Below are 12,625 nucleotides of genomic sequence, written 5' to 3'. Positions count from 1 at the left end.
CTCACCCGTCCGCCGCTGAGCAAGCTTCCCTGACTCGCGCCAGTTCCACTCGCCCCGCTCGACTTGCATGTTTTAGGCACGCCGCCAGCGTTCGTCCTGAGCCAGGATCAAACTCTCCGTGAATTCTCTTGCCTTCCGCGCCAGGTCATCCGCTTGCGCGCATCTCCCGGCACAGATCGGCAGCGATTTCACGTACCTGACCCGCAGATTTACTGCCGGGCCGCAAAGACCGTTCCCCAAAGGCACGCACGCTGTTCGGTTTTCAAGGACCAAGCTTTACTTTCCGTCTCGGACCTTGATCTTAACACGCGCCCGCTTCTCTGTCAAGGTCACCGCCACCCGTCGCACCGCCCGTACAACCGTCCTGCCCGTCCCGCCCGGCCGGGTGGCGAAGGCAGGGCCTGGCTAGGTGAGCTTGTGCTTGATTGGCACCTTTACGTCCTTGCGAGTGCCGTGGCTTTCGGATTCTTCCAGCTGCCCCTCCTGAGAGCGCGCTTCCCGGGCTTTGGGTATCGCCTTGGGACCGTAGGTCTCCACCGTAGCCCCCCGCGCGGCCATGTTGCCCTTGCGCCCCGTCACCTGGCGCCTTCTGGCCATGCTATCACCTCCGACATCCCTATTGTCCCCGGAGGTGAGCAACGACCACCGCGCAAGGCAAAAGAACTGGTGCGCCCAGAGGGAATCGAACCCCCGCACCCGGCTCCGGAGGCCGGTGCTCTATCCGCTGAGCTATGGGCGCACCCCTAAACAGTATACCGCACTCGCGGGCAGGAAGCAACCACACTGCGGTGGCGGTGGCGTCCATCGACTCACAGCTTGCCCGCCAGCAGAAGCCCCCCCAGGATAACAAAGGCTGACCCCGCCAGCATCCGCAGGACCTTCTCCGGCACCAGCTTCCCCACCGCACCTCCCAGCAGCGCAGCCAGCAGCGATGTCATGACCAAGGCAGCGGCCGCCCCCAGAAACACTGTCCAGGGCGACCGATCTTTCGCTGCCAGCAAAAAAGTGCAGAGCTGGGTCTTGTCCCCGAGTTCAGCCAGGAATACGACCAGGAATGCGCTCAGTGCCGCCCGCCACAAACTAGCCCCCTCCGTCCAGTAGGGTGTGCGGATCCTTAGCCCGACACTCCCGGCAGAGACCGAAAAGCTTCACCTGGTGATCGAGCACCTCAAAACCGGTGCGCTTGAACACCAGGGCTTCCAGCGACTCCAGCAGGTCGATGTCGAACTCCGCCACCTTGCCGCATCGCACGCAGATGAGGTGGTGGTGGTAATGCTCCTCATCCCCCAGTTCATAGCGGGCACGCCCGTCGCCGAGATCGATCTTCTGCAGAACGTCAAGGCTGGCCAGAAGGTCCAGGGTGCGGTACACGGTGGCCAGCCCGATATCGGGATGGGTTCTCTTCACCAGGGCGTAGACGTCTTCCGCACTCAGATGCTCGCCGGAATGAGCTAGCAGTGCCTCAAGAACCGCCTGTCGCTGGGGCGTGAGGCGGTACTCCTTTTCGCTGAGCTTTCGCCGCGCCACTTCCAACTCGTCACGCATGCTCAATTCACGAATGGGCCGGGGTCAACACCCGGCCCACCGCCCCCGGTCATTATAGCCGTTAGATATTCCGGTGTCAAAAAGCGGGAACGTGACGGCACAATCTGATTCGCCGGGGTTCCAACTTCCGCTTAAGCGGCTCACGCCGGGGCAGGCGCCTGCGGAAGAAGTCCTGCAATATATCCCCCAGGTTGGGACGCCCGATCTCCTGTAACTCGTAGCGGACGCGCACCGCGGGGCGGTTCAGGGAAATGACCCTGGCCAGGTCGATGGGTGTGGCCACCACCACCAGATCGGCGGGTACATCGGCTAAAGTATCCTGCAACTCTTGCAGTTGCTCGGGTCCGTACCCCATGGCGGGGAGAAGGGGACCGATGTGGGGATATTTCTGATAAGTTTCTGCGATGCTGCCCCTGGCGTAAGGGCGTGGGTCTACCAGTTCGGCGCCCCACCGCCGGGCCACCAGCACCCCCGCGCCGTATCTCATCTCCCCGTGGGTGAGGGTGGGCCCGTCCTCCACTACTACCACCTTCTTGCCGGTGAGACGCGCTCCGTCCTCCACCGTAAGGGGCGACGCTGCCTCCACCACGGTGGCCAGGGGATTGACCTGACTCAGGTGGCGCCGTACGGTGTCCACGGCCTCGGGCGTGGCGGTGTCCACCTTGTTAATCACCACCACGTCCGCCATGCGGAGGTTTGCCTCCCCCGGGTGGTAAGTCACTTCGTGCCCGGCTCGGTGGGGATCCGCCACCACGATGTGGAGGTCAGGACGGTAAAAGGGGAGATCGTTGTTTCCCCCCTCCCACAGGACGATGTCGCCCTCCTTCTCGGCCTCGCGCAGGATGGCCTCGTAGTCCACCCCGGCGAAGACCACGTTTCCCCGTTCTATGTGCGCTTCGTACTCTTCCCGTTCCTCGATTGTACAGCGGTGGCGGTCCAGGTCGTCCCGGGTGGCGAAGCGCTGCACCACCTGCTGGTCCAATTGCCCATATGGCATGGGGTGACGCACCACCGCTGCCTTTTTCCCCAGGGCCTTCAGGATGTCCGCCACCCGCCGGGAAGTCTGAGATTTGCCTGCCCCCGTGCGCACCGCGCAGACCGAAATCACGGGGCGGGCGGATTTGAGCATGGTGCTGTCCGGACCCATGATCCAGAAATCCGCACCCAGGGCCAGCGCCTCGGAGGCCCGGTGCATCACGTACTCATGAGAGACGTCGCTGTACGCGAAAACCACCCGTTCCACCTGGCGCAGCTTGATGAGGTGGCCCAGTTCCTCCTCGGGGTAGACGGGAATCCCCTCGGGGTAGCCAGGCCCCGCCAGTTCCGGGGGATACCGCCGGCCCGCGATGTCGGGAATCTGGGTCGCGGTGAAGGCCACCACGCGAAAACGTGGGTTCCCCCGGAAGAACACGTTGAAGTTGTGGAAATCCCGTCCTGCCGCCCCCATTATGAGGACCCGTACCGGCCGTTCCTCCACCTGACTGCCCAAACCCATCCCTCCCCGAGCTTTCCTGGCGGCATACCAGCCTCTGCCCTCGGTCCCGCTCATTCCCGGGTGCGCGGGGTCTTGGTCCAGGTACGTGGGTGTCGACCCAGTTTCTTGAGTACCAGCGCAGTGGCGTAAGGGGTAGGGAACAAAAATGCCGCCAGGGGTAGGATGAGCAATTGCAACCAGACCCATACCTGTGCCGCCCAGTGCCGGGGACGACACCAGGTGTCCAGGTAGGGTGAATAGCGCCGGTACGTGTAGAACGTGAAGCCCACGTACACCAGGCTCATAACGTTCAGCATGTGACGCACCGCCGCCGGCACCACGGTCACGTCCACATATCCGGTGAGGAAAAGCATCAGGAACAGGGGAGGTACAAAGGTGGCCGCCTGGTACAGCGTCCACTCCACCTGCCCCTTCAGGAACAGGGTGCGCAACAACTTTTCCTTCTTCTCCCGGTCGTAGTGCCGGTCCGACCTGACCTTGTCCATGACCAGCAGGTGGCCGGTGCCCCAGCGGAGGCGCTGGCGGAAGAACGCCCGCACCGTGGGGGGCGTCTGCTCACTGGAGGCGTAGGGGAGGTACACCGGCCACACCCCCGCCTCCAGGTAGGCACGCACCCCCAGTTCCAGGTCTTCCGTCAGGCAGGAGGGGTCGAATCCCCCGATTGATTCCAGCAGGTGGCGATCCACCACCAGGTTTGTCCCCCCCACGAAGGGAAGGCGGCGGAACAGCACGGGCAGGTACCAGTCGTGGGCCACAGCCTGGTAGAGGGCGGCCACCTTGCACACCGGGCCCATCTGATAGAAGTTCCGTACCTGGAACACCGGGCCCTGGAAGATGGCCGGGGGGCGCTCCTCGGTAAGCCAACGGTACGCCACGTACATGAGCACCCGGGGGTCGGGACGGCTTTCAGCATCATAAAAGGCACACATGACAGTGGCAGGATCCAGGAAGGAAAGAGCGTAGTTCAGCGCCCTGCCTTTGGTGGAGGGAACCAGGTGTCCCGTGCACCGGCCTCCCAAGGATCCGTCGAAATCGTACGGCACCTCCACCTGTCTCACCCTGGGCACCTCCCGGCCGGCCAGGGCAGCCACGCGGACCTGGACCACGTCCTGAGTGGTGGGGAAACACTCTGGGAATACATCCTCCAATACCGCGGCCAGGGAGCCCGACCGCCGGCATGCCACCAGCTGCCGCACCAGTCCGCGGGCCACCCCTGCAGCCAGGGACAGCACCACGTCGGGGGAAGTGGCACCCTCCAGCGGAAGCACAGTGTGGGAAAGACGCAGCCAGACCGGGCGCACGGCCTGGCGAGTGAGGTGCAGGTATGCCAGCACCACGGGCAGCGTTGCCGCCAGGTATAGGGGATAAGCTCGCCGCGCCACCTCGGGCCCCGACCCGTTAAACGCTCGCCTCACCAGGAACATCAGCTGCCCCGGCCGGGCTGCCCCCCGGTGCTGGAGTATGGTCCAGGCCATCTCCCGCACCAGTCCCCTTTCTTCCCGGGGATCCAGGCGGACGGCCGGCTGCCAGCCCAGGGCGCGGCCCAAACGAGTCCCCGGCTGCCAGTGCTCCTGGGCGAGGCGTGCGAGCAACGCGAGCACCAGCATGCGACCCTGCCCTCCGTCGGTCTCCCCCTTCAGGCTGGCCAGGGCCGCGCATATGGCGCGCTCCCGCATTTCATCCCGGGCCAGCCTTTCCTTCTCATCTGTTATTACCACCACCTCATACCGGGAAGGGGGGTAGATCAGGCGGCACATGTGATCGATGGTGCGACCAATCACGTCCGCCTCGTTGCGCGCAGGTATGAGCACGCTGACGAAGGGTAATTCTTTCCCCCGGCGGGACGCTTCCCGGTTAAGCACCTCCAGGTCGAGGGCCGGTCGCCTGCGCCAATAAGTCTGCTCCGCATGTCGTTTCCAGATGAAGAATCTTACAAACAGCCCAAAAAACACCAGGTAGATGGCGACAGCCACCAGGTACAACCACCCAGACAACTCTATTGACCCCCTCTATATATCTGCGCCCCTGGTTAATCTTTCGTATGCAACTGTCGGTTTATGCCCTCACCGGGCAGGCAGACGCACGCAATCAGAGCGGGGAAACCCCGATGCGGGCCCCCGCCCCCGTGGCCTCCTTCGCGGCCCCAGGTCTAACCGGCGATGACCAGCGCCAGAATCGCCTTCTGGATGTGGAGACGGTTTTCCGCCTGGTCCCACACCACCGACTGGGGACCGTCGATCACCTCGTCTGTGACCTCCTGTCCCCGGTGGGCGGGCAAACAGTGCATGAATATGGCCCCGGAACCTGCCCGTGCCATCAGGGCCGCGTTAACCTGGTAGGGGCCGAATACCCGGCGACGTTCTTCTTCCTCGGCCTCCTGCCCCATGCTGGCCCAAACGTCCGTGTATACCACGTCTGCACCGGCCACCGCCTGCTGGGGATCGGAGAGCACTTCCACCCGCCCGCCGGACGCGCGGGCGAACTCCCTCGACCGCTCCACCACCTGCGGGTCGGGTTCGTATCCCGGCGGGGTGGCCACCACCACATGCATCCCCACCTTCGAGCCGCCGAACAGCAGGGAGTGGGCCACGTTGTTGCCGTCTCCCACGTAAGCCAGCTTCAGGCCTTCCAGGCGGCCTTTTTTCTCCTTGATGGTGAGCAGGTCGCCCAGTATCTGGCAGGGATGAGAGAAATCGGTGAGCCCGTTTATGACCGGGATGGAAGCTGCCTCGGCCAGTTCCACCACGTCCGCGTGGGAGTATGTACGGATCATGATGGCGTCGAGGTACCTGGAAAGCACCCTCCCGGTGTCAGCGATGGTTTCTCCCCGGCGGAGCTGGAGTTCCGCTGCCGTCAGGTTAAGGGCGTGACCACCCAACTGCACCATGGCCACTTCGAACGAAACCCTGGTACGAGTGGAAGGCTTGTGGAAGATCATCCCCAGCGTCTTCCCCACCAGAGGACGCGGGTAGATGCCCGCCTTGGCCTGCACCTTGAAGTACTCGGCCGTGGCCACCACCTGCATGATTTCTTCCGCAGTGAGGTCGGCCAGCGACACGACGTCGCGCCCCTTCATGCAAACCGCCAACTCCATCACCTCTCCGGCCACGAGTTTACCACAGAGCCACTCTGGTTGCCACCATACCGTCGCACATCTGTCGCACATCCCCTCCGCTGCATCCCTTCGTCCCCGGCTCCTTTCGGTGCCGGCAACCGTCGCAGTGCTGTGATCCTGAACATAGGTACCTCTATCCAGGACAAGAAAAATGTGGTATCATGTCGGCCGGGAGGGTTGCCAGAGTGAAAGAAATCCTTGAGCAGATCCTGGACCGGTTGAACGCATTGGTGGCGGGGCAGGAAACCCTCACGACAGGAGTCAGGCAGCTCTCAGGGGGATACGCAGAACTGAAAACAGGACAGGACCAACTCCATGACGAGATAAGGCAACTCTCAGGCGGGTACGCAGAACTGAAAACAGGACAGGAACAACTCCATAACGAGATAAGGCAACTCTCAGGCGGGTACATAGAACTGAAAACAGGACAGGACCAACTCCATAACGAGATAAGGCAGCTCTCAGGCGGGTACGCAGGACTGAAGGCCGGGCAAGACGAGATGCGGCTCGATGTGGCACATATCAGGGCCGGACAGGCGCAGTTGCAAGCTGGCCAGCAACAGCTCAAGAGAAGGCTCGATCACCACTACAACCTCCTCCGGGTACTGGAGGAGAGAAGCAGCGTTGCCAAGGCCGTACTGACGCACGTTGAGGGGGAACTCACCACGCTCACCGGCAGAGTAGCTTCGGTCGAGCAAAAGCTGGATCAATTGACGGATCGCGTCGCCACGCTCGAGCAGGGCGCGTCCTTCTGATACTCCCGCCCCCCCGAAAGACAGAACCCGCAACGCACTGCTTTACGGTGGAAAGACATCACCACGGATGGTAAGCTCGTAGCCGCAGCGGGGGCAGCGGTGGTCCCGCAGCGATGCCGATGCCAGCTCCAGCCCCCGCCGCCGCAACACCACCTGACCGCACTCGGGGCAGGCAGTGTCGCTGCCCCGGCCCCAGACGTTCCCCATGTAGACGTAGCGGAGCTTGCGCCGGGCAATCTCCGCCGCCTTCTCCAGAGTGGTGAGAGGGGTGGGAGGCTCGGTGAAACGATAGTTGGGAAAGTAGCGGGAAAAGTGCAGGGGAATGGCGGGGGATATGCCTGCCAGCCAGGTCACGAGATCGCCGATTTCCGCTTCCGAGTCATTGTATCCGGGGATAAGCAGGTTGGTCACCTCGACGTGGCATCCCGCCCGGTGGGCTACCTCCACCGTGCGCAAAACCGGATCGCGGTCCCCCTTGCACACCTTGCGGTAAAATTCGGGCCGGAAAGCCTTTACGTCCACGTTCATGGCGTCTACCAACTGCAGCAGCTCCCGCAGGGGTGCTTCCTCGATGAACCCATTGGTGACCAGGCAGTTGACCAGACCTTGCTGCTTGGCGATCTGGGCTGTTTCGGCCACGTATTCAAACCAGATCCCCGGCTCGTTGTAGGTGTAAGCCAGGCCGACCACCCGGGGGTCCCGCGCCCGGGCAGACAGAGTGAGTTCCACGGCCCGCTGGGGGGAAATCTCCACCGTAGGTGCTTCTTCCTGGGAAATCGTCCAGTTCTGGCAGAACCCGCACGACAGGTTGCAACCCAGGGTTCCCAGGGAAAAGAGGTAAGACCCGGGGAAAAAGTGGTAGAGGGGCTTCTTCTCCGTGGGGTCAAGGGCGTAGGACGAAACCTGCGCGTAGTTAAGGGTGTACAGGGTACCGTCCACGTTCTTGCGTACCTGGCAGATACCCCGCTGACCCGGCCCCAGGTAGCAGTGGTGCGGGCAGAGAAAACACCTGACCCGCCCGTCGCCTGCCTTCTCCCAGAAGCGAGCCTCCTTCACCGTATCACCGCCCCACTTCCCCGCACTGACGCCCCGGACCCCCGCAATCGTGTTCACACCGCCGGCTCGGGGTCAGTGGTAGCGGGTGACCCGGAAGCGGAGCAACTCCACGTCCCGTTCGTCGGGACGGATGCCGGCCTTCTGCTTCGCGATAGCCACCTGCTGTTCAACGGTATCCACACCCTCCAGGTCGGGCAGGAGCAGCCCCGTCCGCCATCCCTTGCGCACGATTACCCCGTACCGGGAGGGGTCCAGTTGGCCGTACCCTTCCACCGGCTCGGGCTCCTCCAGGATGTCCACCGAGCAGTCCAGGTACGGGATTTCCTCCGGGGTGATGGGCGTAAACCGGGGGTCCCTGGTACCAGCGGAAATGGCATTGTAGATTATCTCTTCCGCCAGCGTGGCCCGAGTGGGTTCTATGGTACCAATGCAACCCCGCAGATCTCCCGCTTTCTTGAAGGAAACAAACACCCCCGCTCGGCGCCGGAAATCTTCAGGTACATCGGCTGGCGGCTTCAGGGGAGCACCTCGATGCAGATAATGCTCCAGAGACTCCAGGGCCAGGCTCACCGGCCAGGAGGGAGGCGGGGTCCAGGTGACCACAGCGTATCCCACTCCGAACGGGCCCTCGTACGAAACCACTCGCGCCCGCAGCCCGCTACCCTGGAGAGCCCCGAGGAGCATGAAGAGGGGCCGCAGGCCGCACTCTCCAGCTCTATCGACCAGATCCTCGTCCAGGGTGAGCAGGGCTCCCAGATCACCGGCGCGCAGGGCAGCCACCACCCGGTCATCGAACTCCCTGCCGGCGGGATCGAAGCCCGCCGGCGCCCCGGGAGTTAGCCGGTGGGAGAGGTCGCCACTGGCGATCACCACCGCTTTGCGCCCACTCGCCCCGATGGCCGCCGCCACCGCCTGCCCAAACCGCACCAGTTCTTCCCAGGGGAGAGGGGAAATCCCCGTGGCCACCAGCGGGCACTCCACCCCCGCCTGGCGCAGGTAGTACAGGGGAACCGCCAGCCCGTGATCGAGCAGCGACCCGGCGAAGCGCCGCACCCGCTCCTCGGCAAGAGTTACCGTGGGGACGCCGCGGGCAACCGCTTCCTCTCTGATGGCAGCGAGGAGTTCCCCATCCACCCGCCACTCCATGGACACGTGGGGGGCGCCGAACAGCGCCAGGTCCCCCCGCAGCCGGGGTGCTTCGAGGAGGGGGACCCCCTCCCGCGCGAGAGGCGCGTGGGGGCTGAACATCACCAGTACCTCGGGACTCACCTGCGCCGCCCGATGCCCCAGCACACGCAGGCCATCCTGCGTGGCCGCCACCTTCCTTATCTCCCGTCCCCCCACCTCGGGCACCACAATGGGGGGGTGGGGGGCCAGGGCCCCCATGAGGATCTGCCCCGCCATGAGGCACTCCCTCCCCGCCCCGGGGCACCGCCCGGCCGCTGAGATGTCCGGCCGGGCACCGGTTCAGTTCTTATGGTAAGCTTCTCCTCCGGACGGAACTCTCCTGCCGGTTCCCGCCCTATTGTTCCCGGTCGAGGTGGCGGATTTTTCCCGGGTTGTCCTGGTCGAACCTCAGGGGCGTTCTCCTTCCGCAAAGTACCGGGCGGTGCCAAGGAATATCGCCCACGCCACCAGCTTTTGGTAATCGGGATCGGTCAGGAGGCGTGCTTCCTCGGGATTGGACATGAAACCCACCTCGACAGTGACGGCGGGCATGGTCACGTTGTCCAGCACGTACTGTTTGGGGCCCGGCAGCGCCACCCTATCGGTGCGGCGGGTCACCCGCACCAGTTCCCGCTGGATGCAGCGCGCCAGCCGGGCGCTGTCGGGGTGGTTGGGCCGGTAAAAGGTCTGGGCCCCGCGCCAGTACGGAGATTCGGTGGCATTGGCATGAATGCAGAGGAAAACGTCGGCCCGCGCCCCCCGGGCTATTTCCACCCGCCGCTTGAGGTCAATGGCCTTCACATCGGGGACCTCGGGAGGCAGGCCGGAGAGATCCTCATCCCGGTCCCTGGTGAGGATGGCGCGGGCGCCGGCAGCGGTGAAATAGCGTAACAAATGGAGGGAAATGCCCAGGACCACATCTTTCTCCAGTTCTCCCCGCGGGCCGACTGCCCCCGGGTCCGGTCCCCCGTGACCGGGATCGATAACCACCACCCGGTCAAGCAGGACGCCGACCATAGAGCAGCCGCCTCCCACCACCCACGACGTGGCAATTCCCCAGGCCAGCAGGGCCCCCGCCAGCCCCGCGAGCCACAAAAGCCTGGTACCCCGGGGCAGCCACCACACCACGCGCGGCAACAGCCGATGCCGCCGCCGGGCCGCCCTTCGCCTGGGCCCGGACGCATCACTCGCTCCGGGAGAGTATGCCCTGACGTGAGCGGGCAACCTCCGTCCCCCGCATCACTGATATTCAGCCTCGGGGTCCGGTATGGCCCGGTCCGGCGCGCAACCGTGCGCCTCACGCACAGACAATCAGCAAGCCCGACGCCAGGGGGATCGGTGCCCGCAGAGCTGCACAGCAAACGTCAGCGCTTCGAGAACTGAGGGGCCTTGCGGGCTTTCTTCAAGCCGTACTTGCGCCGCTCCTTGACGCGAGGGTCGCGAGTAAGCAACCCTGCCTTCTTGAGGGCAGGGCGCAGGGAGGGGTCGAGTTCGCACAGGGCCCGCGCAATGCCCAGGCTCACGGCTCCCGCCTGGCCGGAAATGCCACCCCCGTGCACCTTGACCACCACATCCACGTGGTTGAGGGTCCCGCTCACATTAAGCGGACGCAGGACGACCACCCGGTGCCGGTAAACCGGGAAGTACTCCTCTAGACTCCCGCCGTTCACGGAAATCTTCCCCGTGCCCGGCGTCAACCGCACCCGGGCCACCGATTCCTTGCGGCGCCCGGTGCCGTAAAAGTATACTGGCTTGACCTCTACTGCCATCTTTCCTTTATCAACTCCCTACAGGGACAAAGGTTCCGGCCGCTGGGCGGCGTGGGGATGATCCGGTCCCCGGTAGACCTTGAGCTTCTTGACCATCCGCCTTCCCAGCCGGTGGTGGGGAAGCATCCCCCATACCGCCAGCTTCACCATCCGTTCCGGGTGGCGGGCCCGCATGTCCCGGGCGCTCACCACGCGTACGCCTCCCGGATACCCCGAGTGGCGGAAATACATCTTGTTCTCCAGCTTCTTACCGGTCAGTACCACCTTTTCCGCATTCACGATCACCACGTGATCTCCCGTGTCCAGGTAAGGCGTGAAGTCGGGCCGGTGCTTCCCCCTGAGGACCCGTGCGGCCAGGGCTGCCACCCTGCCCAGCGGCTTCCCCGCCGCATCGATCACGTACCACCGGCGCCTGATCTCTTCCTTACGGGGCAAGTAAGTTCTCTGCATGCGATTTTGCCTCCTCAACCACACGGCAATTGTAATATTGGCCCCCCCTGCTGTCAAGCAGTGGCACGTTTGGTGCGCACAACGTGTGCGATGCACACCAGCACGGGCTCATACGGCACCACGGCTTCACCGCGACGGGCCCAGGGGCGAGCGCCAGGAGAAGAAGGTGGTGACGATGTGCACCTTCACCTCCAGGTCCACGGGAAGGTCGGGGAAAACCTGGTCCCACCTGGGCCCCAGATCCTGGCGCCATACGCGCGGGTACCGGCGGTAAAAGGCCCAGCCGAACCCGTACACGTCCGAGCGGAACTCCTTCTGTACCCGGCGCATGGTGGCCATGATTTCATCGGCCAAGGTGCGGGCAGCGGCCTGTTCGAGCCGGTCCATATCCTGGGGAGTCAGGTCGTAGGTGGGTGACAGCATCTCCAGCACACCCGCCCTCACCTTCACCCTGACTCTCACGGAAGGGGCGCCCGCCAGTCGGGGTTCGACTCTGGCCTGCACCCTGTTCACATGCAGGATGGCGGGGCCGGGGCCCGCCAGGGGCGCGGGTACCACCAGGATCCCGCGCTCCACCTTACCCATGAGCCAGGCCAGGCCGCGTGCCTCCAGGTCGTTCAGGGTGCCCACCATGCGGTCATCCTTGAAAATTGCCACGCCCGCCACCCGCACGGTAACCGGTGACTCTCCCCCCGCCTCGCGTCCTCCCCCTCCCGACTGGCCACCCTCCCGTGATCCTGTCCGCCCTGCACCCCGCCCCCGGGCAGCACCACCCGGGCCGGCCTCCTGTCCGGCCTCTTCACCGGCTCCCGGCAGCCGTTCCAGGATCTTGCCGCCGGCGTCCACCCGGTGCACCACGGGCAGAACGGGCTCCACGCCCTCGTCCTGGATGGCATTCAGGAAGCGGACGATGGGACTCTCGGGCAATCCCACCGTTTCGGGAAGATGCCGCAATTCTTCCGCCACCGAAATCCCGGGGAGGTTCTCCAGCTGCGTACGCACCTCCAGGACATCGCGGGGGGGGCACGAAGACACTGCTAGCTGGACGACCCGGCGGGCTTCGCGTTCTGAGGTGAGGTAGTCCAGAAGGGGACCCAGTCCCGCCCGGGCCAGCTCCTCGGAAACCAGGACCACCTGCAGGTGGCCCAGGTGCAGAACCCGCGGGGAGTGCTCTGCGACGATGCGCAACGCCTCCGATACCCCGCGGCCTTCCGCCACCTGGTTCACGAACGGCGGTTGCTGGCCCCCGCCCCCTGCGCCCCCTCCCTCCCTC

Annotated in this window: 13 protein-coding genes, 1 tRNA gene and 1 rRNA gene; 1 reads left to right on the top strand and 14 read right to left on the bottom strand. The window is 64.5% G+C overall.

Features of this window, described 5'->3' with window-relative positions; all coding sequences use genetic code 11:
* The 8 genes from AB1446_04760 to argF form a co-directional block, all read right to left on the bottom strand.
* Nucleotides 1-123: ribosomal RNA gene (locus AB1446_04760) — 16S ribosomal RNA — on the bottom strand; the annotation flags it as partial.
* 282 nt (nt 124-405) lie between these two features.
* Nucleotides 406-597: a hypothetical protein gene (locus AB1446_04755; protein ID MEW6546214.1), complete on the bottom strand. Its 192-nt coding sequence runs from the start codon at nt 595-597 to the stop codon at nt 406-408.
* Nucleotides 598-664: 67 nt separating this feature from the next.
* Nucleotides 665-739 (bottom strand) — tRNA-Arg (locus tag AB1446_04750).
* Nucleotides 740-809: 70 nt separating this feature from the next.
* Nucleotides 810-1,079 (bottom strand): TMEM165/GDT1 family protein, encoded by a 270-nt coding sequence (locus AB1446_04745; GenBank protein ID MEW6546213.1) that lies wholly within the window; start codon nt 1,077-1,079, stop codon nt 810-812.
* A 1-nt stretch (nt 1,080) separates the two neighbouring features.
* Nucleotides 1,081-1,545, bottom strand: coding sequence for a transcriptional repressor (locus AB1446_04740; protein MEW6546212.1), 465 nt, complete (start codon nt 1,543-1,545; stop codon nt 1,081-1,083).
* A gap of 76 nt (nt 1,546-1,621) precedes the next feature.
* Nucleotides 1,622-2,992: a cyclic 2,3-diphosphoglycerate synthase gene (locus AB1446_04735; protein ID MEW6546211.1), complete on the bottom strand. Its 1,371-nt coding sequence runs from the start codon at nt 2,990-2,992 to the stop codon at nt 1,622-1,624.
* A 98-nt stretch (nt 2,993-3,090) separates the two neighbouring features.
* Nucleotides 3,091-5,034 (bottom strand): glycosyltransferase, encoded by a 1,944-nt coding sequence (locus AB1446_04730; GenBank protein MEW6546210.1) that lies wholly within the window; start codon nt 5,032-5,034, stop codon nt 3,091-3,093.
* A gap of 155 nt (nt 5,035-5,189) precedes the next feature.
* A complete protein-coding gene (argF, locus tag AB1446_04725) occupies nt 5,190-6,128 on the bottom strand; it encodes an ornithine carbamoyltransferase (GenBank protein ID MEW6546209.1) in 939 nt (312 codons plus the stop codon).
* A gap of 212 nt (nt 6,129-6,340) precedes the next feature.
* On the opposite strand from argF, the gene AB1446_04720 reads away from it, so the two are divergent.
* Nucleotides 6,341-6,910, top strand: coding sequence for a hypothetical protein (locus AB1446_04720; GenBank protein MEW6546208.1), 570 nt, complete (start codon nt 6,341-6,343; stop codon nt 6,908-6,910).
* A gap of 42 nt (nt 6,911-6,952) precedes the next feature.
* Here AB1446_04720 and amrS read toward each other — a convergent pair whose 3' ends face one another.
* The 6 genes from amrS to AB1446_04690 form a co-directional block, all read right to left on the bottom strand.
* Nucleotides 6,953-7,966, bottom strand: coding sequence for an AmmeMemoRadiSam system radical SAM enzyme (gene amrS / locus AB1446_04715; protein ID MEW6546207.1), 1,014 nt, complete (start codon nt 7,964-7,966; stop codon nt 6,953-6,955).
* A gap of 72 nt (nt 7,967-8,038) precedes the next feature.
* Complete coding sequence (gene amrA, locus AB1446_04710) at nt 8,039-9,370, bottom strand: AmmeMemoRadiSam system protein A (protein MEW6546206.1); 1,332 nt, start codon at nt 9,368-9,370, stop codon at nt 8,039-8,041.
* A gap of 171 nt (nt 9,371-9,541) precedes the next feature.
* Complete coding sequence (locus tag AB1446_04705) at nt 9,542-10,261, bottom strand: N-acetylmuramoyl-L-alanine amidase (GenBank protein ID MEW6546205.1); 720 nt, start codon at nt 10,259-10,261, stop codon at nt 9,542-9,544.
* A 236-nt stretch (nt 10,262-10,497) separates the two neighbouring features.
* Nucleotides 10,498-10,902: a 30S ribosomal protein S9 gene (gene rpsI / locus AB1446_04700; protein MEW6546204.1), complete on the bottom strand. Its 405-nt coding sequence runs from the start codon at nt 10,900-10,902 to the stop codon at nt 10,498-10,500.
* An 18-nt stretch (nt 10,903-10,920) separates the two neighbouring features.
* Nucleotides 10,921-11,352 carry a 50S ribosomal protein L13 gene (gene rplM / locus AB1446_04695; GenBank protein MEW6546203.1) on the bottom strand — a complete coding sequence of 144 codons (432 nt, stop codon included), beginning with the start codon at nt 11,350-11,352 and terminating at the stop codon, nt 10,921-10,923.
* A gap of 126 nt (nt 11,353-11,478) precedes the next feature.
* On the bottom strand, nt 11,479-12,625 hold a 1,147-nt coding region (locus tag AB1446_04690; GenBank protein ID MEW6546202.1), incomplete at its 5' end, for a Ger(x)C family spore germination protein.

The sequence above is a fragment of the Bacillota bacterium genome (assembly GCA_040757085.1).
GTDB lineage: Bacteria > Bacillota > Sulfobacillia > JACIYH01 > JACIYH01 > JACIYH01.
This window is presented reverse-complemented; position numbering and strand designations above follow the sequence as displayed.

Excerpts from the sequence above, each read along its gene's own strand:
- AB1446_04740 (MEW6546212.1), bottom strand. The coding sequence starts at position 1,545 with ATGCGTGACGAGTTGGAAGTGGCGCGGCGAAAGCTCAGCGAAAAGGAG.
- amrA (MEW6546206.1), bottom strand. The coding sequence starts at position 9,370 with ATGGCGGGGCAGATCCTCATGGGGGCCCTGGCCCCCCACCCCCCCATT.
- AB1446_04735 (MEW6546211.1), bottom strand. The coding sequence starts at position 2,992 with ATGGGGGCGGCAGGACGGGATTTCCACAACTTCAACGTGTTCTTCCGG.
- rpsI (MEW6546204.1), bottom strand. The coding sequence starts at position 10,902 with ATGGCAGTAGAGGTCAAGCCAGTATACTTTTACGGCACCGGGCGCCGC.
- AB1446_04755 (MEW6546214.1), bottom strand. The coding sequence starts at position 597 with ATGGCCAGAAGGCGCCAGGTGACGGGGCGCAAGGGCAACATGGCCGCG.
- rplM (MEW6546203.1), bottom strand. The coding sequence starts at position 11,352 with ATGCAGAGAACTTACTTGCCCCGTAAGGAAGAGATCAGGCGCCGGTGG.